Source organism: Stieleria maiorica (assembly GCF_008035925.1).
Classification (GTDB): domain Bacteria; phylum Planctomycetota; class Planctomycetia; order Pirellulales; family Pirellulaceae; genus Stieleria; species Stieleria maiorica.
Genome location: NZ_CP036264.1, coordinates 4,393,523 through 4,416,508, shown reverse-complemented (window position 1 = coordinate 4,416,508; position 22,986 = coordinate 4,393,523). Strand labels below are relative to the sequence as shown.

9 protein-coding genes are annotated in these 22,986 nt (G+C 57.7%); 1 reads left to right on the top strand and 8 read right to left on the bottom strand.

Features of this window, described 5'->3' with window-relative positions:
* Positions 1–33: 33 nt before the first annotated feature.
* The 6 genes from Mal15_RS14995 to Mal15_RS14970 form a co-directional block, all read right to left on the bottom strand.
* A complete protein-coding gene (locus tag Mal15_RS14995; protein ID WP_167546832.1) occupies positions 34–13,551 on the bottom strand; it encodes an FG-GAP-like repeat-containing protein in 13,518 nt (4,505 codons plus the stop codon).
* A 722-nt stretch (positions 13,552–14,273) separates the two neighbouring features.
* Entirely contained in the window at positions 14,274–14,897 is a 624-nt protein-coding gene (locus Mal15_RS14990; protein WP_167546831.1) for an HAD family hydrolase, read from the bottom strand.
* Positions 14,887–15,747, bottom strand: coding sequence for an alpha/beta hydrolase family protein (locus tag Mal15_RS14985; RefSeq protein ID WP_147868519.1), 861 nt, complete (start codon positions 15,745–15,747; stop codon positions 14,887–14,889). Before Mal15_RS14985 ends, Mal15_RS14990 begins: the two co-directional genes overlap by 11 nt.
* A 24-nt stretch (positions 15,748–15,771) precedes the next feature.
* On the bottom strand, positions 15,772–16,401 hold the full coding sequence (locus Mal15_RS14980; protein ID WP_233903457.1) for a LutC/YkgG family protein: 630 nt from the start codon (positions 16,399–16,401) through the stop codon (positions 15,772–15,774).
* A gap of 2 nt (positions 16,402–16,403) precedes the next feature.
* Positions 16,404–17,783 (bottom strand): lactate utilization protein B, encoded by a 1,380-nt coding sequence (locus Mal15_RS14975; RefSeq protein WP_147868517.1) that lies wholly within the window; start codon positions 17,781–17,783, stop codon positions 16,404–16,406.
* A 53-nt stretch (positions 17,784–17,836) separates the two neighbouring features.
* On the bottom strand, positions 17,837–18,592 hold the full coding sequence (locus tag Mal15_RS14970) for a (Fe-S)-binding protein (protein ID WP_147868516.1): 756 nt from the start codon (positions 18,590–18,592) through the stop codon (positions 17,837–17,839).
* Between the two features lie 424 nt (positions 18,593–19,016).
* Between Mal15_RS14970 and Mal15_RS14965 the strand changes: the two genes are divergently transcribed.
* On the top strand, positions 19,017–20,372 hold the full coding sequence (locus Mal15_RS14965; protein ID WP_233903456.1) for an aminotransferase class I/II-fold pyridoxal phosphate-dependent enzyme: 1,356 nt from the start codon (positions 19,017–19,019) through the stop codon (positions 20,370–20,372).
* Positions 20,373–20,546: 174 nt separating this feature from the next.
* Here Mal15_RS14965 and Mal15_RS14960 read toward each other — a convergent pair whose 3' ends face one another.
* Together Mal15_RS14960 and Mal15_RS14955 are read right to left on the bottom strand one after the other, a co-directional pair.
* The gene (locus Mal15_RS14960) at positions 20,547–22,325 is read right to left on the bottom strand and encodes a tetratricopeptide repeat protein (RefSeq protein WP_147868515.1); all 1,779 of its coding nucleotides are present in this window, start codon (positions 22,323–22,325) and stop codon (positions 20,547–20,549) included.
* Between the two features lie 92 nt (positions 22,326–22,417).
* Positions 22,418–22,906 carry a hypothetical protein gene (locus tag Mal15_RS14955; protein WP_147868514.1) on the bottom strand — a complete coding sequence of 163 codons (489 nt, stop codon included), beginning with the start codon at positions 22,904–22,906 and terminating at the stop codon, positions 22,418–22,420.
* Positions 22,907–22,986: the final 80 nt, after the last annotated feature.

Below are 22,986 nucleotides of genomic sequence, written 5' to 3'. Positions count from 1 at the left end.
TCGATAGACGCCTGACTCCCTCGTGACCTGCGGTCAACACCTCACGTTGGCCAGGCCGAATGCGTCTCGGATCTGACCCGTGTTTTGTCGGTTCGTCTCGCCGGTGGGCAGAACCAAATTGACTCCGGAACTAACGGTGTCCGCCGCACTGGGAGTGCCAAGACCGCATCCATTAGCGCCCCCTGCTCCGTAGCCCATGGCCAGGAACGAACTAAATGTTTTTCCGGCGATGACCGTCACCGTACTGTCGTACATCAGAAACGCTCCTACCAAACCGAGGGTCGGAGCGATCCGTGGCGTTAACGGACGAGGCAATTCCAATTCAAATGTTCCGATTCCTCCCGACAAATCCAGCACAGGAGTCGAGAGTCCGCCGGATACACCCGCAAGGATCGTCCCCATCAATCCGGAGTATCGTCGCTGATAATCGTCACTCCAACTAACCTTGCGTTCAAATGGTGCGTTCTCTGTCGCGACTGCACTGGCCAACATGCCGGCAGAGGCACTCACGACGACCGCCGATGGCCCGCCCGATACGCCGCCAGAAAACCCTTTCCAATTCACCGAAGCGGTGGCTTCAAATAACTGGCGTCCCACCAACGTCGTTAATCCCAGCAATCCGCCGATCAAACCCACGGTCACGATCGTTTGTGCAATCGTGACTTCGCCACTAGGGTCGGTGTAAGCGACCGGATTGTTGTGGGCATAAAGGAAACGGTGCAGACTGGTCGGTTCATCGCGAACACCGGCGTAGGGGTCTTCCGATAGAAAACGCCCGTCGACCGGATCCATATGACGAGCCCGCAGGTAAACATTTCCGGTGACATCATCGGTGTACTGACCGGTGAAACCAAACGGTGAGAATAAGTCCACCGTGTTTTCCAGCGGCAACCCGAATGCGTCGAATGTCCCTGAGGCGACCAACTGCCCGGAATCATCATGGATGGATGTTATCGAGTCTTGGTGGTCGGAATGATAGTAAACAGTTTCACCATTGCTTGTGTGGCTAATCCGTTCATTGCCATAAAGGTAGACCACATTGCCTAGGTCACCATATTCCTCAATCACCTCCGAATAGTCGCGATTCGCATCGACCAAGAAATTGGTTGCAAGCCCGTCGACGGTACGGCGGACAAGATTTCCCGATGCGTCATAGGCGTAACCGACGGTGGTAGTCGTTGTGCCGGCGGTGACTTCGGCAGATTCCAGCTGCCCACGACCGTTCCATTGATAAATCACACCGCCGTTGGAGTCGCTCGCCGAGAGCTGTTGACCGTTGGCATTGTATTGGTAGCTTCGCTGCTCGGCGCCCGATACCTGAATCAATCGATCATTGTTGTCGTATTCATACAGAGTCATGCCGACTTCGGAATCAGTTTTCGCAACTCGGTTACCGACTGCGTCATAGGAGTAGACTACAGTCTTGAGATCGCCAGAGAGCGACCGCCGTGTTTCCTCGATCAACCGATTGTGTTGATCGTATTGGAAAGCCGTGATGCTTCCATCGGGATGGTGAATCTCTGTGATATTTCCGCTGGGCTCTCGTGTGTAATCAGTTCTAGACAACACGGTTCCTAACGCATCACGCAATTCGCTGAAGACCAAGCGATCAAGTGCATCGTAGCCGCGTGACTCCTCGGTTCCGTTCCCAAAGTCAATCGTGCTGACGTTGCCTTCGGCGTCATAGGTGTAGCGTGTGATTGCCCCGTTGGAGCCTTCCGCAGAAATCATTCGATTCAGCGAATCATACTCGTAAACGGCGGTCCCATTGGGAGTCGTCAGTGAAACCAGGTTGCCAGCTAGATCGTAGCTGTACCGCAAGAATGAACCATCCGGACGCACCATCTCTACGAGCTGCGCTCGCTCGTTGTAGCTGGCAATGCTGGTCCCGTCGACGGAGTCAATGATTCGCACCGGGTTGCCGAAATCGTCATATTCATATTCGATGTTGCCACCGTCTGAAAAGTCGATCCGCCGAAGCTCTCCACGATCACCGTAGGTGTAGGTCTTGGTATTGCCGACGAAATCTGTTTCAGATTCAAGTTGGCTGTCAGCGTAATAGGTCCGAGTCGATGTCTGGCCGAGAGGGCGCGTCGTTTTGATAGGGTTCGACAGCACATCGTATTCAAACCGTGTCTCTCGGCCTAACGCGTCAATGTTTTTCGTAACGTTGCCCAGAGAATCTCGCTCGTACGAAGTCGTGTTCCCGGCAACGTTGATCACCTCCGTCAATCGACTTTCGTTATCGTAGCGATATCGAGTTTGATTGCCGTCAGCATCGATAATCCCGATGCGATTTCCATCTCTGTCATATTGGTATTTGATCGACGATGAATCCGGAAACGTGGTTTCCAGCAATCGGCCAACTGCATCGTATCGGAAGCTGGTTTTTCGCTGCAGCCGATCGGTCATCGCCGTTACTCTGCCTGCGGCATCGTACTGCCAACGTGATTCGTTGCCCATCGCGTCAACAGCCGCGATTTGATTGCCCACTGAATCGTACTCGAACTCAGTTCGGTGACCGTTCGGATCGACCGTTGCGGTCACGCGTCGCAATGCGTCGTACTCATAAACGTAGATGGGATTGTCCGATTCATCCGCATCTGTTCCGTCAGGTAAAATCCGCTGAATCAGATTGCCCACCGCGTCGTAGACATATTTCTCAGTGAAACCTCCCTTGTTCGTGACCGATGTCAGTTGATCATCTAAGTCAAAATCAAAGCCAACATTCTGTGCGCCGGCGAAGAGAACGGACTCAGCGACAGGGGTATCGGTACCGTCCATCTCCACACGCCGCCCCATCGGATCGACAGTTGCTTGCAACTGACCAAGAGCATTGAACTCTCGTTGCGATACATTACCCAGAGGATCTCGGGCAGCGGTCCATTGTCCGTTGCTGTCAACGGTGATCTGTGTTGAGATAGTGACTTGTGTTCCATCGTGATCAACCCGATTGGCAAAACTACCGGTGGTGACTCCGTTGGCATTGAAGGCGAAGTTCAATGCATTCCCATTCCGGTCAATCTGAGTGACTTCATTGCCGAAACTGTCAAACACCGACTCCATTGAGCGACCAATCGCATCAGTCGTTCTTATTCGATTGCCTCGTGAATCGTACTCGTAATGAATCGTCGCGCCATCGGGCGCCGTTCGGGCAATCAGATTTCCAAAGTCGTCATACCGGCGACGTTCGACGGAACCGATCGCATCTATGATCGATTCCAGATCGCCCATCGCGTTGTATGCAAAGCGAATCACGTTCCCGGCCGCATCGGTTATTTGGATGGGATCTCCCGCTTGGTTGCGAGTATAGGACGTGCGATTCCCCAGCGAATCGACGGTCGCTATCACCCGACCTTCAGCATCGAATGTGTGGCGAATTTGATTTCCCAAGGCATCGGTCGTCGAGACGACATTTCCGAATTGATCATATTCATAGAGGAGTTCTTCCCCGAGCGGTCCGGTGACCTGCCCGACGAAGTTATCGGGATCAAACGAGTAGCTTGTTGCCGCTCCACGGACATTTGTAGTGCTGATCAGTCTTCCGTCACTGTCGTACTCCAAACGGTCACCAACTCTTCCAAGCGGATCAATGATGTCGTCCAGATAGTGATCACGACCAGCCAGGTAGGTGAATTCAGTACTGTTCCCTTCGCGATCAACGACCCGCGTTAGATCGCCAGCCGCTCCATAGAAATACTCCACGGACTGACCTTCCAGATCCGTGATTCGTGCAATTCGACCAGATGCATTTCGATCGAACGAAACTTCGAACTGGTTGCCGCTCGATATTCCGCCGTCGGCAAACGTTAAAGAATTCCCATTGCGATCCGTTGCCGAAACCAGTTTGCCGGTGGCCCCGTCAACTCGATAGGAAATACCATCCCGCGTCGTCACCACATACGCCCCGCCGAAATTGGGACTGGCCGGGTTGTAGGGGATACCGCCGGGGGCGTAGAGTTCGCCTTGCTCGTTGACGTGCAGGTAGTTGCTGATGCCCGTCGACAGTGTCGCCGTGACGCCGGGATCGGGTGTGAATCGCGGACGGGCGAGCACCAGATTGTTGCCGCCCCAACCAGGCAGCACACGGATGTCCGGATCGAACGTGAATCCCTGCCGCCCCTGGCCGGGAATATTCAAATAAACCTTCACGCCGGGACGTAGTCCACTGTAGATCCCGATATCTTCCAAACCGCTTTTCGGCAAACCGACCCGCAAATCGGTATCACGGTACTCGAGTCTCCATCCGAAACCGAAGTCACCTTGGCGATCGGCCTGCAAGGTGTCGTAGATCCGCGTGATCTCGATCGGAATCCCCGCGACCGGGATCACCATGTCGGTGAAGCTTAGACGGAAGTTTCCAAGCTTCAGTTCACCGGCAAGTCCGACCCGATGCTCCGCCACATTGGCAACCCCCTCAGTCGTGGCCACTTCCAAGCGAATCACGTATTCATCATTGGGAAGCAAGCTGGTGTCCCACACACCGAGTTCACCATTTTCCACCGGCGTTTCGCTGCGCAGAAACTGGGTGAACTGACCGTCGTCGATTCGCCGGTAGCTCAAGCGGTACGCCGAAAAATCTTCGTGCGACGCGGTTCCGGCGATCGACACCATGCCGGTCACCGAAGCACTGTCAGCAGGACTGGTGATGGTGGCGGTCGGAATACTGTCGTCGTTACCCGGTCCCCAGCCTTCGGGGAAATCATAATTGAATGTGATCGTGCGCGACGTCTCGTTCCCGCTCGTGTCCACGGCGGTCGCGGTCGCGTTGATTGTCTGGAACGCCCAATCCTCGAAGTTGAAGGTCGCGGTTCCGGCGGCGTCCAACGGAATCGATTGCCCATTCGCCGTCAGCGTGAGCGAAGCGACTTCCACGTTGTCGATCGACTTCGCATAGACCACGAACGGTCCCTGCCACGGAAGAACGTTTCGACTGGTATCGTTGGGACGCTCGATCAAACTGACGCGAGGCGGAACCGTGTCCTCGATGACTTCCAGGTCGAACGACTGAATCGCCACACCACCGCGCGGATCTCGAACCGTAACTTCGAAGGGGTGATCTCCGAGATCGGATGACGTTGGCGTCCAGCGAATGCGGCCGAAGGCATCGATCGAAGCCAGCGCCGGCCCCACGGTCAACTCGTAGGTCAACAAATCGACGTTCGGATCCGACGCAAAAAGGTCGTAGCGGAACACCGCTCCGGCGACCGCCTCGCTCGGAGCGGAACTTTCGATGATCGGATCCAAATTCTCCGCCAGCACGTCGATCTCGAATGACTCGATCGCGGCGGCACCGCCTTCGTCGATCACTCGAATCGTGACGGGAACTTTTCCCTCGGCACCACTTCCCGGCATCCACGAAATCAGACCCTCTGTGGTGATCGTCATCCCCGCCGGTCCCGTGGCGATCAAATAGCTTAGTTGCGTTTGTTCGGGATCCGCCGCAACGATCGGGTATCGGTAGGTGGAACCGACCGCGGCAAAGCGAGGCGCGGAACTGTTGATGGTCGGCGGCGTGTTGGCCACGCCTTGGCCGACCCGGATCGCGAAGGATTGGGTGCTCGCGCCTCCGACGCCGTCGGAAACTTCAATGGCGACCGTTTGAAGACCGACCTGATCGGCGATCGGCGTCCACACGATCGCTCCGGTCGACTCGGTGATCGACATGCCATCGGGAGCCGTCAGAAGACGATACGTCAAAGGATCCTTTTCGGCATCACGTGCTTCGATGGTATAGAAGTAAGCTTGACCGACGGAGGCTTCCGTTTCCGGCACACTTTCAATGACCGGTGGACCGCCGAACCGTCGGGTCGTCAATTTGTAGGAGTGAAGGACTTCTGCGCCATAGGTGTCAGCGATCCGGATGACCACCGAATGTTCGCGTCGTTGATCCTCGGCGGGTGTCCAACGGACGGTGCCGTCAATCGGATCGAGACTCATGCCGTGAGGTGCCTCGAGCAACGCGAATGACAGCGGATCTCGGTCAGGATCGTCCACGACCAGATCGTAGGAATACGGACTCCCGACGACCGCCGCGGTGATCGGACTGGAACGCACCACGGGCTTTGAATTGACCAGGGAGCCGACGACGGAGACGGGCACTTCGACCGGGAATGAAGTTCCCCCCGCAGTGACGGCAACGAACATCAGGGTGTGCTCACCCAATTGCTGGCCCGTCGGTGTCCACTCGATGGTGCCATCAACTTGCACCGTCATACCCGTCGGCGGACTGTTGATCGTCCAGTCGACATCACGCCCCAAAGAATCCATCGCGGAGATTCGGGCGATGGATTGCTGGCCGACCGGAAATTGGTCACGAGGCAAGCGAACATCGACCAATTCGAGCACGGGTGCCGCGGAATCAACCTGGATCGTAAACTCCTCTCGAGTTGACGCACCGCTTCCGTCGGTGACTTCGAGGAGAAATGCGAAGGATCCCGTCGCCCCGGGCGTCCAAGTCATCCGACCGCTGCTGAAATCGACGGACGCACCATGGGACGGACCGAGCAACGCGAAGGTCAACGTTTCCTGCTGGTCGTCCTGTGCGGCGATGTCGAATTGATGTGGCTGATTCAGGTGGGCGATGTCGCCGGGCAAGCGGGTGACGACGGGCGGCTCGTTTGGTGCGGTAACGTCGATGATGAAGTCTTGGAGGGCGACGGAATCACCGGATTTCGCTCGCAAGACGATCGTGTGCTCCCCGACCTGGTCGACAGTCGGCCGCCAGGCAAGCAAGCCGGTCGTTGGATCGACGACCATCCCATCGGGCGCAAGTGAAAGATCGTATCGCACCTCGCCTTCGCTGATGGACAATGCGATAGAGGCGTAAGTCAACGTCCGGCGGGCTTCGATGGACTCCGGGGCCGTCGTGACAAAATGCAGTCCGGCGGTCACGGAAGAGTTTGTCGGTGAGAGCACGAAATCGTTGCCTTCACTGATCTCGTCCGCGCCGAGTTCGACCATCAATCCGTCTACCTCGGCCGCATCGCTCCAACCGGCCGGCTTATCAGCCAACAGTTTGTAGTTGCCCTGGCCGAGTCCCGTGACGGCGAAGTTGCCGAATCGATCGGACATGGCCATCGGCTCATCGGTGTCGCGGAAACCGTCTTCGTTCAGATCTGCGAAGACTTTCCAGTAGGGAATCGGCTGATCCGATTCAGTTTTAAGTTGGCCGCGAATTTGACTGAGCGCGAGCTGTTCGATCGCCAAGTCGTAGGAGATGGCCGATCCGGGATCGATCTCGTTGAGTGTTTCTGATCGAGCTTCGGCTTCAAAACTTGGTGGCGACTGGTACCCGGCGACCGGCGAAACACTGATGCGGTAGTCGCCCGTCAAAAGATTTGGGAATGCGTAGTTTCCGCCGGAGTCCGTGATCGCTTGTCGCTCGCCGGGGTCCGGGAATCCGTTTTCGTTTTGATCGATGAACAGGTGCCAATCGGCGAGACCGGGTTCCGCTGGATTTTCGCTTCCGTCGTCCTGTACCCCGTCTCCGTCGAGGTCTTCAAAAAGTTTCCCTTCGATGCTGCCACGGATTTCCGGAGCGACATCGATGGTAAAGCTTTTCACGTCGAAGCCGCCACGACCGTCTTCGACACCGACGGTAAAGTCATAGCGTCCGGGATCGGCAAGGCCGACGGCCGGTTGCGACGTCAAGTTAAACGCGATGCGGTAACCGTGATTTCCATAAATGGAGTGATCGCGGACAGTGATCGTATCGGTTTCTTCGAATCGGTAGTCGACAACCAATCGTGGATCGCCTTCGAATTGGCGGTCCATTCCATCGCGGATCTCTTGTTCGTCTCGTGCGTCATCCCAAATACGGTAATTGTCGACAACGGCGCGCATGGTGCCGTTCGGAATGCCCACCTGGGTGACGCCGGGTGTCGTATTCAGAGGTTTCGGTTCGGACGCCGTCGCCGATCCACCGAGCACTCCATCGACGAAAAGTTTGGCTTCACCGGTCGCCGCATCATAGGTAAATGCAAGGTGATACCATTCGTCCCTCTTCGGTGTGACGGGGACAAAAAAGCGAAGTGTTTCTCCTTCCAGAGACAGGTCCACTCGAATCGATTGATCGGTCTCATGAGTCGTGACCAAAATCCCCTGATCCTGAACCAAGATGTTGAAGCGCGTCAACGCCTTCAATTGGTACCAACCCTCGACGGTGATGCTCTCCGGTTTCAGAGTTGCCGCACTGGGAATTCGGATGATCCCGCCGGCGTGTCCACGTCCGAATTCCTCGGCTTGCGACCGGCCATCCCAAATGAGTTCACCGGATGTCGGGTTGATCGACGCCCCATCTGGCCCCTGGAGCAATCGAAAGCGAAGCGGATGATGGTCAGCATCGATCGCCTGAATCGTGTGCGTGAACGACTCGCTCGCGGCGATCGTCATCTCGGGCATCAAGGCGATCAATGGCGATGCGTTCTCTTCGGCCGGAACGACTTCGATCTTGAAAGTCTGTGTACCGACACCGCCCCTCCCATCGTCGGCGGAAATCACCACATCGTGGACTCCCACTTGATCCGGCGAGGCGGCCCACAACAAGGCGCCGTTTGCCGGATTGATGATCAACCCGCGGGGACCGTCGACGATGGCGTACGTCAAGATGTCGTCGTCTGGATCAACGGCATCCGAATCGTATCGGTAGACCTCGTTTGGATCGAAGCGGTTGTAAATCACGCTGACCGTGTCGTCGCCGGTGTTGGTGACGATCAGGTCCATTCGCCCGTCTTCATCGGCGTCCTCGGAAACGATTCGGGTGGGAGAGTCACCGACAGTGATCGATTGGGGGCGTGCGAATTGCCCGCTACCGAGTCCGTAGTAAACGGCAACCGCATTTGCAAAGGGTAGCGCGATCGCGATGTCGGGATGGGCGTCGTCATTGAGATTCAAGACGGCCAGATCGGCCGGCGCCTCATCAAGATCCAGGTAGATCGGAGCACCGAGATCGAGTGTCGCGCCGTCACCCGGCAAAATCATGATCCGCTGACTTTCCGGCAGCGTGATGACCACATCGAGTGCCCCGTCACCGTTCGCATCGGCCAACAGCATTCGGCCCGGTCGGTCGCCCAGGCTGACGCTCGCCGGATCCTCGGGCACGAGCGTTCCGTTGCCCGCGTACACATGAAGCCCATTCATTTCGTCCAGGACGAAGATGTCAATTTCCCCGTCGCCATCGTGATCGGCCAATTCAACATCGATCGGGCGGCCGGGCACGTCAATCACGCTCGACGAGAAACCGGATGCAAGGTCACCGCTAAAAATCGAAAGACTCGCATCGGATCGATTGGCCGCGACAATCTCCATGCCGTTGCCGTCCAGATCACCCGCCGCCAAGGCTTTGGGAGATCGCCCCGTTTGCAAGTCCTGTTGCCGAGAGAATCGCCCCAACGAATCGCCGACGAAGATCTGCAGTCGTTCCATCTGGTCTTGAATGCCCAGAATCTCTTCATTGCCGTCACCATTCAAATCGACGGCCAAGACGTCGACCAGGTCATCGCGTCGCCCCATGTAGAACGCCACGTCGTCCGAGGAACTGTCTCCGGTCGCGTAGACGTAATCCAGATGGCCGTCATGGTTCCAGTCGACGAACGGATCGCGTGTGCTGTTTGCCTCGCCGTGCATGTTCACGCTCTGGGCGACAGCGAAATTCCCTTGTCCGTCACCCTTGAAGACGTGAATCGCTCCGACGATGTCGGCTGCGGCAGCGATCACAAAATCGAGATGACCGTCCTCATCGAAATCGACCAACCATGACTCGCGGTGTCGTTGATGGGTTCGGACGTAGGTGAGCAAATCTCCGCTGAACGCAAAATTGCCATTTCCATCATTCAGGAAGATGCGGGTACCCAACGTACTCGCGGAAAGGACGTCAAGGTCACCATCGCCATCGATGTCGCCTGAGGAGAGGTCGCCAGGATCCACCGGTTGGCCGAGGACGCCAAATTGCTTGAATTCTTCAAATCCTTCCGATTCGCTCCATCTCGTAAATCCGCCTTCGCCGTCTCCGGCGAATAGCACCAAATTGATTGGAGTCAGCGGGGTATTCGATTCGCGCTCCGCCGTCAGGAAATCTTGAATCCCGTCTCCGTTGAAATCACCGACGTCCCACGATTCCTCCCAATTGGAAACATTGATGCCCTGTGATCCATCAGCCAAGTTGTAGGTGAAATTGATCGTGAATGTTCCGGGCGACAGAGGGTCATTCAAGTAAACCTCGAAGTACTCATCGACCTCCGCCTTGACGATGAAATCCAAATAACCGTCGCGATTGAAATCGACCGCTTCCATCGAGTGATAACCATAGAAACCTCCGCCATCGATCGTTTGATTGACGTCCAGGGTTCCATCGCCGTTGGACAGTCCGACATACAGACCTCCCTCTCGGCCGGCAACGACGTCGTCCAGTCCGTCTAAGTTGTAGTCGCCGACGGCCGCAACAAATGCGGGCCTGCGAATCCCGGATGCCGGCACCGGTTCCTGAAAACTTCCGTCGCCATTTCCGATCGTGACGACGTCACCGAGACTGTCAAACAGATCGACGATGTCGTCACCGTTAAAATCGCCGTGATAGACGGCATTCGTGCGTGGTTGGTCGACCCAGGGTTCCGCTCGCGTGTTCCCGAATTCGCCCGGACGCGTGCCGAATCGGATGCCGATCCCGTGTGCGTCGGTTTGTCCGCTGAAGTTGTTGTCCGTCGTGAAGTAAGAAACATCGAGCACACCGTCAGCGTTGTAGTCCCCGAACAGCGCCCCGCGGACGGTTGCGTCGGTTTCATTTCGTTTGATGCTGTTGGAAAGCTCCGGGATCGCGTACTCGAAAAAGTCGAAATTCCCCGATCCATCATTGAGTCCGACGGTGAATCCGGCCCGCGCCAATTCGACTCCGTGAACGATGTCCAGGTCGCCGTCACCGTCGACGTCCATCGGCTCAAAATCCATCGTCCAGTTATCGGGTCGTCCTTGCGACCGCGATCCCTGTTGATGGGTAAAATCGATTCCGTTTCCGTCCCCAATCAATAAGTCGATTCGACTTTCCCAGACATGATGGAACGCGATGTCGTTGATCCCATCGCCGGTAAAGTCGGCGACGATCAACCAGTCCGGGCCGTAAAATGCTTGAGCGCTCGGCGGATCGATTTCATTGACAAGCGTGAATTCGCCACTGCCATCGTTGTGGAATACCTGAATGAGTTGGTTGTCACCGGAAATGACCAAATCGAGATCTCCATCCCCATCCAAGTCTGCCAGATCATAAGGCTTCGTCGTTTCGTCCAGCCCTCCTCGACGTGTTCCACGAAACTCGTTCGGAGACTCAAACGTGCCGCCACCATTTCCACGACTCCAAAACAGATCATGATCCGTCGCACCGAAAGCTTCTGAAAGAATCGTCCTGCCGAATAGATCTAAGTTTCCATCGAGATCGATATCGGCGAGCACGAAGTCACTGATCAGCTCGTCGTAAACCGTTTGGTTGACTGGCTGAAACGTGCCATCTCCGTTGCTGATGGCGGTGGCGAGAAAACCACCAGCGTGCCGTTCATTGAAGACGATGTCGGGCACTCCATCGTTATTGATGTCTCCGGTAGTGACGGCGCGCAATTCCGCATCGGCGTCTGAAATCTCATATTCCGAAAGAACCAATGGGGCAGCGAATTCCCCGTTGCCGTCGCCGAACAAGACAACAACGCGCGTCGTTCCGACACTCGAGTCGCTATTGAGATCGAAGTTGTAGGCGGCGACGAGATCCAAATTCCCATCCAGATCGAAGTCGCCTTGGGCGATGTTGCGAACCTGAAACGCATCGAGCGGGTGCTGTGCCTCCGGAATGCCGGCGTCCAACGTGATTCCGACATCGATCAATTGTTCCATGCGACGTGGATGACCAGTCGCATAAGTCGTGACATCGTCGAAGCGACCGTTGTTTTCGCCCGCGTAAATACCGATGGTTTGATCATCGGAGTTTGCCGTCACCAATCGTGGTCCCTGGAACCCGCTGATGATGGCGGCTCCCAGTGGCCCTGCTCCCACACCCACCGTCGTGATTTCGAAACCACTCGACGCGATCGCCTCGGTGACGGGATCGGTGACGAAATTGGGCGGCCGGTTTTGTACGTCATCACGGACTTCTAAATCAAAGGTCTGATCGACGAATAATCCATACGGATCGGTCGCCCGCACCGTAAACCGATTGCTGCCGATCTCGGCCGAAGTTGATTGCCAAGTCAGCCTGCCGGTCGTCGCATCGATCAGGCCCGTGGAGTGCCCGGCAACCAAGGAATAAGTCAGCCGATCGCCGTCGGGATCGATCGCGAGTGCCGAATAGCGAAAGACATCGCCCGATTGAAGCACTTCGATCGGTGTGCTGGTAAATCGTTCCGGTGCCCGATTCAAATCACCAAACGCGAGCAACCGGTATCGAAATGGTTCATCGCCGGGGTTGGTGAACCGGACCTCCCGAGCCCGCGTCGACTCGCCCGGCCCCAGGGGACCATCGGTAAAGGAGGTCAAATTGAAAAACGGACGGCCGTCAGGTAGCAACCCGTCAGGACGCAGCGTCGCCAGGTCAAGGTTTGTGAATTGATCCAACACGATCACCACGTCGCCGGCAATCGTTTGGTTGCTGCGGTTGGTCAGAACCAACTCGGTGATCACCTGTGATCGATCCGTCGAGTAGGAGGTCCGTCCATAGCTCGGCTGGACGCTACTGCTGATATCGACCAGTGAATCAAAATCGATCGTTGCCGCGTTCGGTACGGATCGGTTCGGCGAAGCGTAAACCTCGCTGGGATCGTCAAGTCCGCTGATGATTTCCAAGTCGCGGACGACGACGGAGGTTCCGCTGTCACCATCGTTGTTCACCAACCGGACCGTGACGTCGACCTGTTCGCCGACCGGCAGATGGGCGAGATTCACCGTCAACTCGTACGGCTGGCCCGAATTCTCCGCCGGGACCGCGACCGCGGACGAACTGCCCGTCGCCAGCCCAGTGTTTTCGGACCAGTTGAAGGCGCTCTGACGGTCGGGCGTATAGGTCTGCGTCACCGTCTGACCGTTGCCGTCGGTTACGGAAATCTCGACGGCATCCTGCATCCCTCCGTCGCTGCTGCGATCAAATTCGGGCGCGTCAAACGTCAACCGGACGCCTTGACCGCTGCGCGTGATCGGCACCGACGTGGTGATTTCCGTCCGCAACGAATCGCCTTCGACCAACTGGGCATGGCAGCCCGCCGCAACGACACGTCCCGATTGATCGCTGATCGCTCCGCTGGTCGTCAGCGCGAACTGAGGTTCGAAAAACGAACCGGCCAGATTGTTGAGGACGAACAATGCGTCGCGAGGGGTCGCCAAACTGTCACAGTTGACATCGATGAACGGCGGGGTCACATCGTCGGGGACCTCCGAATCAAGTTCTCCGGTGTTGGCATCGACGTACGCACCGCGCGCGATTTCATTGAGCACCACCAGCGCGTCTAACGGTGAAACCGACCCCGAATCGTTCACGTCCAGGGAAGACAACACGTTGTGCCAAATTGCCGCCGCAAGCATCTGGCGGGCTTCGAGTGTCTCCAGCCGGGGTCGTCGAGAATTGCGATGAGCTGCACGTCGTCGGTTTTGCATGTGACGAGAAGCACGATCAGATCGACTCGGACGCCGTCGATTTCGCAAGGTCAGCATGATTTGTGGATCAAAGCAGAGGAACGAATCGCTCCTTCACTTTCACTCGTCGGCCACGTGGCGGGCCATGGAAAGCCAACTTCGAGAGTTGGAGCCACCCGATTGAAATACATCAATGCGAGTTATTCGCATTTCTCGGCTAGCATGCTACCTAAAACCGGCCCGATAGGTGCACACACGTTTCGCATTTTCCGACTTTTTTCGAGCGGCGAATCAAGGGGCCAAGCGACGCCTTTGGCCGTCGGAAGGGGACGGTATCGAATCGTGTTCTGTCGTCTGTTTCGGGTCCGTTCACCTTTGCAGTCAGATTGAATACGACTCGATGCGTCTTAAGCCAAACACGCTGAGCCGTAGGCGCTAGCCTCGGGCCCTACCGCCGTGTTTAAGGCGCATGAAGGCCCGCGGCTAGCGCCGTCGGCTCACTAGGCTTTTTCGAGAGTGCGGCATTGACGCGTGGCTTCCAATTCGGAGACCTGGCTAGCGGCCAGGGCGAGAGCACTTTAGCGTTCGTCGTCCAGTCGTGGATTCAGCACGGTCAAATCGTCGTTGCAATTCGTAAATGCTTTTTGAAGTTGAACGGCTCGCTGGAAGTCCTACTTCCCGCCCAAAAATCCCTCGATGACCGCTTTGGCCTGTTCGCCGCCGAGGCATTGTTCGGCCCGCCAGCCGCGCTGGGCGGCCGCTTCCACATTTTCCGGTTTGTCGTCGATGAACAGGATTCTGTCGGGGCGCACCCGCGCGGCTTTTTCGGCGGCCTCGTATATCTTCCCGTCCGGCTTCATCGACATCACTTCACAGCTCAAGATCCGAACGTCGTAATCGATCTGCGACACCGGCCAGGGCTGTTTTCGCACCCAGCGCCAATGCGCCGGACAAGTGTTGGACAGCACGCCGACGCGACCGGCACTGCGTCGGGCAAACTCCACGACGGGAACCATCGAATCGATGGGTGTGAACATGTCGCTGATCGCGTCCAGGACTTGATCCTGCGGCAATCGATCGGCGTCTAATTGCAACACCTCCCGCAACGTCTGGGTAAACGAACGGCTGGTGATTTCACCGCTCTCGTATCGATCCTGCAATCCACTTTCATAGATGACTTCGCGTGCCCTGTCGGCGGACACTCCAGCCAACTCGGCAAAGTTTCGACAGGCGATCTCGGGATCGAACGAAACCAAAACGTTGCCGAGATCAAAGTAAACGAATTCAATCTGCATGGTCATCTTCCCTGATCGCTCCACTGCGAATCATAAAATCGACGATCGGCGCCGGGTCTTTCAAGCTGTGCGGGTGGTGTCCGACGCCGGGTTTATGGATCACCTCGATCGGCCCACCGAGTTCACGGTATCGCTGTTCCAAGATCGCCGTGTTCTCGTCGACCGGCACCACATCGTCGGCATCGCCGACGACGCACAGAATTGGAACACCGGCTGCAGCCAGAGGTTCCAGAGCATCAATGGGGTTGCAGCGCGACTTGGGGGGCTGCGAGTCGAGCGCTTCGGCTTCGCTCAATCCATACGCTTCTAAACATCGCTTCCAATCGCCCGGACTGCCTTTCCCAGAACCTTTGCCACCCGGCCAGCTTTTGATGTCGCATACCGGTGCGTCGGCGTAAATGCACCGCACTCGATTCGGATTCGCCTTGGCCCAATTGAAAACGATCAACCCGCCGCGACTCATCCCTTCCAACACCGGTTCGGGGTGAAAGTGAAAGGTCGACGTCACATGGCCATAAAAGTCGTTCCAAATCTGGACGGCCTGAGGCGCACCATACAAGCCCGCCACGTCGATGTAGGCGACGTGAAAACCACGCCCCAGCAATTCGACGTCCAATTGTGGTTCGTGGCCGAAAAACCGTGCTCGCCAGATCCAAGGATTGCCCGCCGCTGCAGTTCGCGGTGCCACGATGCGGCACGCATGACCCTGCCACTGGAAATCATAGCGATCGAACGAATGAAAATCAGACTTCGTTCCCGGATAGTCCGCCGCTGATGCGACACCCGGTGACGCAACGCACGGGCCCAGGACCAGTGCAACGGCGACGATCGCGGTGCGAAGGGTCATCATGTCGTGTCTCCTTTCTCGATCCTTCTACATGTCACCGACGATGAACACCTGAAGCTTGCGGCAACCGTGGGCCCCGAGCACCAACGATTGTTCGATGTCGGCCGTCTTGCTGGGGCCGGACACGAAGACGCCGAAACGTGCCCCGAAACCTTCGATCCGCTCGTAGGCCTGGTGCATGTTGGAAACGATCTGCGAACGAGGCACGACGATCGCCAGGTATTGGGCGATGAACAGCAGCACGCGGTGCGGCAGCGTGTCACCATCGACCCAGATGGATCCGTTTTCGGCGATCATGAACTCGCCGCGGGCGATCGTCCAATCGAGCGTCGCCAGATCGTGCGGGTCCGCGATTTGCGACGCATCGATGGTTCCGGCGACGGCGTCGGGGGCGAGTGAGACGATCCGCGTCGCATTATTGAAAACGTCGATCTCGTCCAACATGCCGCGGATGTCCGCATGTGAGTCGACCAGGTGTGCCTGGCCGCCGACCATCGCCAACATTTCGACGAACTTGTCGATCGGTTGATCGAACTGGATCACACGATCGGGATCGATGTCCGGCAATGGTGGGACGTCGACACGTTTCGTTCGAATGCGATCCAGAATCGCTTGGCGCGCGGAGGTGTCGGCCTGAGTTGATTTCGTGGATTCCATGGTCATTTCGTTCGGTGGCGGCGGTGCCATTCGCGAAAGCTCTCATTGGGAGGATCGGGAAGCTCGCGGGCGATGGTCCAAGCGTTGAAGCGATGGTGGGTCGCCCAGTGGGGCAGGATCCGCAGCGCGAACCGTCCGACTTTCCCGACCAGCCGAAACAGACGGGGAGATCGAAACAGATACGACGCCATCGTCATCGCCCAGCGTTTGGACGCCGGCAACAGTTTCTTGCCGACCAATTCACCGCGCCAGGCGAGCAATTGATGATGCAGCGGAATCTTGACCGGACAAACGTCGCTGCACGACCCACACAGGCTGCAGGCGTACGGCAAACTCTTGTAGGAATTCTGATCGCGTGTCGGCGACAACACGCTTCCGATCGGTCCGGGAACGGTGGCGCGATAGCTGTGCCCGCCGCTGCGTCGATACACCGGGCACGTGTTCATGCATGCGCCGCAACGGATACAGTGCATCGCCGCGCGAAAGGTTTCGCTTTCACGTAATCGGGTTCGACCGTTGTCGACCAAGACGATGTGCAGTTCGCTGTTTTCGTCGCGGGGTCCGATGAAGTGCGACGTGTAAGTGGTGATCGGCTGCCCGGTCGCCGATCGGGCCAACAGCCGGGTGAACACGCCCAGGTCACGTTGTCGCGGCAAAAGTTTTTCGATCCCCATGCAGGCGATGTGGACGCGTGGTAACGAGGTGCCCAGGTCCGCGTTGCCTTCGTTGGTACAAACGACCAGTCCGCCGGTTTCAGCGATGGCAAAGTTGACTCCGGTGATCCCGATTTCCCCGGCCAGAAACTTGTCGCGCAAATGTCCCCGCGCCGCTTCGGTCAGGTACTTGGGGTCCGACGCGCCTTCGTCGGTTCCCAGGTGCCTGTGAAAGGTCTCGCCGACTTCTTCCTTTTTGATGTGAATCGCCGGCAACACGATGTGGCTGGGCGGTTCATTTCGCAGCTGAACGATCCGTTCGCCCAAGTCGGTGTCGACGACGTCGATCCCGTTGTCCTCCAGGTAGTGATTCAGACCGCACTCTTCGGTCAACATCGACTTGCTTTTGACGATCCGTTTGGTTTTGTGGTCACGCAGAATTCGCAGCACAATCTCGTTGTGGTGCTCGGCGTCGCGGGCCCAGTGAACGACCGCCCCGCGCGCGGTCGCGTTGCGTTCGAACTCCTGCAGGTAATGCGCCATGTTGGCGATCGTGTGCGTTTTGATTCCCGACGCGGTTTCACGCAGGTACTCCCATTCGGGAAGGGAGCCGGCTTGTTTGTCGCGTTTGCTGCGAACGAACCACAGGGCTTGGTCGTGCCAACGCGACCGATTCGGGTCGTTGACGAATTCCTTGGCGGCGGCCGGGTGCTGGACGATCGGAAGCATGAGACGGAAAGATTGCTGGGGTGGATAGGTCGGAAGCGATGCGTGGTGGATCGTCAGGCCGCCCCGAGCGGACGTCCGGAAAGAATCTGAGCGACATGCATGACTTGAATCGGATGTTTTTCGCGACGAATCAGACCTTGCAGGTGCATCAGACAGCTCATGTCAGCCGACGCCAGCACCTCGCTGCCTTTGCCACAGTGATCGGCGATTCGGGCGCGGCCCATTTCGGCCGACACGTCCGCCTCATTGACCGAAAACGTGCCACCGAAACCACAGCAATCGTCCGCGCGATCCGGTTCGACCCACTCGATGCCTTCGACCAGATTGAGCAGTTTGCGAACCTTGTTTTCACGCGGGGTCATCGATTCGCTGGACTGACCGAGCCGCAGCTCGCGCAATCCGTGGCAGCTTTGGTGCAGCGAAACGCGGTGCGGGAATTTGACATCCAGATGGGTGACGCCCACCACATCGTGCAAATATTCGCACAGTTCATAGGTCTTTGACGTCACCTGCTGAAACTTCACGTCTTCGGCGTCAAAATAGGCCCCGTAGTGGTTGCGGACCATCGACACGCACGACCCGGAGGGGCAAACCACGGCGTCGAAATCAGCGAACAGGTCGACAAACCGCCGAGCCACCGGCGCCGTGTCGGCGTCGCATCCGGTGTTGGCCATCGGCTGACCGCAGCAGGTCTGGCCATCGGGATATTCTACGTCGACTCCCAACCGCTCCAGCAACTCCAACGTCGCGATCGCCACGTCCGGGTAAAGCTGGTCGATGTAGCAGGGGACAAACAGCGCGACGGGCATAGGTCGGGTCGGTCAGGATGGGGAAGCGGGAAGATTGACTCGGGATCGCGACGAGGGCTGCACCACAAGAGGGACTGGGGCGGCCGGCGGGGACAGTATAGTAACGAAAAGCCGACGGTTTGTTCAGCATAGCTCACCGCTTCGATCCGAATCCGTCTGCGTCTTTCTCCTCCCTCTTCAGAACATCCTTCGACGTGACGTGACGCCGTGGCAGGAGGAGAGGTAGGAAGATTTTTGGGGTAGGAAAACTGGCGAAATCGCGCGGATGGTGCGTTTCATCCTTTTCATACCCCCGAAGTCTTCGTCTCCTGATTCCCGCGTTCTCTGGGAACAATTCGGGTGAACCCCTGGGATGAAACCCGTTTCTGATCGACAATGGGCGTAGTCGTTAGTTTCTCCCCCGGCGCGAAATGGTTTGGCCAAAATGAGTGACACAGCCAGTCTTGATGATTCGAAGCTTCCCGGAAACCCTGCAGAACAATCTGCGGCAGAAGCAAAGGCAGTCGCCAACGAGGCTGAATTTGCCGCGTCACAGGACGATTCGCCGAATATCGATGCGCCGGCGATCGACGCTCCCACCACCGATCCGGTCCCGGAGCCGTTCGAGGTTAAATTCGCCTCGCGGGTCGACCGCTTACCCCCCTACATGTTCGGGCGGATCAACAACTCGCTGTACCAGAAGCGCCGCGCGGGCGATGACGTGATCGACCTGGGGATGGGGAACCCGTCGGATCCGCCGGACCCGGTCGTGATCCAGAAACTCCACGACGCCTCCTCCGACCCCGGCAACCACGGCTACAGCAAGTCCAACGGCATCGCCAACTTGCGCCGCGAAGTGGCCGGAAAATACTATCGCAAGTACGGCGTCCGGCTGGACCCGGAAACCGAAATCATCTCCTGCCTGGGCAGCAAAGAAGGTTTCTCGCACATGTGCCTGGCGCTGATGGGCCCCGGCGACACCGCGATGATTCCCTCGCCCTATTTTCCGGTTCACATGTACGGCGTGATCCTGGCATCGGGCAACGTCGTGGCGTTGGACGTCGCCGACCCGGACAAATTTTTGCGGAATGTGGCGTACACCTGCGAAAACATGATGCCGTCGCCAAAGATTCTGATCGTCAATTATCCGCACAACCCCAGCTCGGCGGTGATCGAGCCCGACTTTTTCATCGAAGTCGTCCGGCTGGCCAAGAAGTACGGCTTCATGGTCATCCACGATTTCGCCTACGCCGATGTCGCCTTTGACGGCTACGTCCCGCCCAGCTACTTGGCCGCTCCCGGTTCCAAGGACGTCGGGGTCGAATTCACCACGATGAGCAAGGGATACAACATGGCCGGCTGGCGGGTCGGATTCTGTGCCGGCAACGCCGACATGGTCCGCGGCCTGGGGACGATCAAGGGCTACTACGATTACGGCATGTTCCAGGCGATTCAGATCGCTGCGATCGTGGCGCTGCGAGAAACCGAAGCCAACGTGGAAAAGCAGTCCGAAATCTACCAACGACGCCGCGACGTGCTGGTCAACGGCTTGCGTCGGTTGGGATGGAATGTCCAGCCGCCCAAGGCCGGCATGTTCGTCTGGGCGGAAGTCCCCGAGCCGTGGCGAAGTTCGATGAGCACGATGGATTTCGCGATGAAATTGCTGGAAGAAGGCAACGTCGCGGTCAGCCCCGGCAGCGGGTTCGGCGCCGCCGGCGAAGGTTACCTGCGGATGTCGCTGGTGGAAAACGAACACCGCCTGCGCCAAGCCGTCCGTCAGATCAGCAAGTGCCTGGGATAGGGCCGGCTGTGCCTGTGCAACGTTCGATCACAAACTCAGCCGTAGGCGCTAGCCTCGGGCCTTCGAGTCACGAATGGCCATCCAAGGCCCGCGGCTAGCGCCGTCGGCTCATAAATCAAGTGGCATTGGGCACAAGCCCAGACACCAACGTCGCCTTTCCGAACGAGCAGCGTCTCAGGTGTCGATCAGATCTTCCGGCGACAGGATCGGCACGGCGTTTTCTTCGGTCTCCTGCTTCTCGCGCCACGGTTTACCCGCGCGGTACTGCTCCAGCTCTTGCTCAAGCTGTTCCAGCTGTTCGTGCTCCTGTTCCTTGCCGACTTCGACCGCCTTGCTGCTCCACTGGATCGCTTTTTCGAAGTCGCCCAGTTCGGCGTATCCGGCGGCGAGCGTGCTCAGGATGTGGGGTTCTTTGCCATCAGTCAGTTCAACGGCACGTTCTCCCAGTTCAACCGAACGGGCACCATCGCGGACATTGTCTTGGGGGCTGGTGGCCAGGACCCAGGCCAAGTTGTTCAGAATACCCGACAGGTCAAAGTTGGTCGAATCGTCGTCGGCGACCTTGATGGCGCGTTCGTAGTCGTCGATCGCTTTGTCGTGATCACCGACGGACAGGTAGGCGTCGGCCCGCGAACGCAGGACCGAAACGTTGGTCGGATCGCGGTCTAAGATCGAAGACAGCACTTCGATCGCCTGGCGTGGGCGATCGTCTTGCAGGTACAAGTTGGCGAGTTGCAATTTGCGGCCGTCGTTGGTCGGGTCGCGATCGATCAACGTTTTCATTTCGTTGATCGCGTCGGCCATCCGACCTTCTTCGATCGCGATCAAACAGCGGACAAAGATCGCCTGTTCGGCCGCAGCGACTCCTGGGGCGATGCGTTCGGCGGCCCGCAGGTCATCTTTGGCGGCTTGCAGATTCTTGCGCCCCACCGAAATCTCAGCCCGTTGCAACAATGAGATCGGATCCTGGGGCTGCATCGCGAGCGCTTTGTTCAGATCCGCCAGCGCGTCCTCCTCTTTCAGCTGCATGCGGTACAGGATCGCCCGCATGCGGTACAGTCCTTCGCTGGGTTTGGCTTCGAGCGCTTTGCTGAGCAATTTCAGGGCATCGTCGATTCGGTCGAGGTCGGCCAGTTTTTGCACGACGGTTTGAGCGACTTGCAAATTGGTCGGGTCTTCGGCCAAGACTCGCTCCATGTCTTCGATCGCGCCGGCGACGTCTTGGTTCTGCAACCGAATCGCCGCACGGGCCTGCAACGCCTCGCGGTTCTTGGGGTCGTCCTTCAAGGCGGAATTCAGGTCTTCCAACCGTTTGTCTTCGTTTCCCGGGCCCCAGGTCAATGCCCGCAACACGTACGCCGCGCTCCGTTCGACCGGATTGTCGGCCAGCAGGTCGATGGCGTTGGAAGTCGCTTCGGTGATCGCGTCCTTGTCCCCACCGGGCAACATGTTCAATCGGGCGACCAACAAATAGGCTTCGACCAGTTCGGGGTCGTTCTTGATCGCCTCATCCAATGTCTGCAACGCCTCGTCGCGCAGCTGCATCGCACGGTTCCGATTTCCCGCGGTTTGCCCCATCGCCGCGATCAGCTGCTGGCTCTTTTGGAGGAGCACCGACCCCAGCATTTTTTTTGCGAACGAGGCATTTTCGCCAGAGAGACCCTTCTTGATGGCGGTTTGCAACAGCCGTTCGACGGCCTCCAATTCGCGGGGGCTCTTGGCGTCAAATCGCAGGATGGCCGCCTCGTCCAATTCGTCCTGTCCGGCATCGACTCCGGCGGTCGTTTCTGCGGCCGTCTCGTCAGCCGAATCGGACGCCGCGTTCTCTTCACCGACCGGCGGCGGATCCGCAGGCGTTTCCTGAGCGAATGCGGGGGCGGGGGCGAGCAAGAGCGAGACGCTCAGGCACAGCAGGGCGAGCAGCGGAAAGTGCTTGGAAGACGATCGAAACATCGGCGTAGGCTCGTGCGGGGTTTAGGTAAGACCCTTTCATTATGCCGTGCCGGCCAATCGATGCGTAGATGAGCTTGGAAAGAATCGGCCGATCAGGTCGACAATTTGGCCGACTCGAGCTTTTTCCCGGCTTCGGTCAACGCCTTGAGCTCGTTTTCCAATTCCTCGCAGCGGCTTTTCAGTCGGAGGTGTTCTTCATAAAACCGATTGAAGTCGGTCGCCGTTTCCTGCCAGAAGTCGTTGGGGCGGAACCGCAACTTCATCGCCCGACCGCCGTCGGCCAGCTCGTTCAAAATGCCGCGCAAACGCAGCATCGGACCGGCAAAGCGATGGGTCAATTTCACAATGTCCCAAACGTACACCGGGTACAGCATCAGCATGATGCACAACAACGGCGCTTGGGCGCCGAACGACCGCGAGATCGCCTGACTGAAGGTCTGGTTTCCCGGAGCGTAAATCATCTGCACACCGATCCCGATCGCCAACAGGGCCAAAATCGTCAATGACCAATGCATCGACATGCGGCGGATGATGGACCATTGAACCTTGGGATCGATCAGAAATCGGTTGCGTTGCGACATGGTTGGATTTCCGGCCCGCCGAAGGCGGCTGCTGACGTTGGAATGCTTGAGTTCTGGGAACAAACTTTTCAACGCTAGCT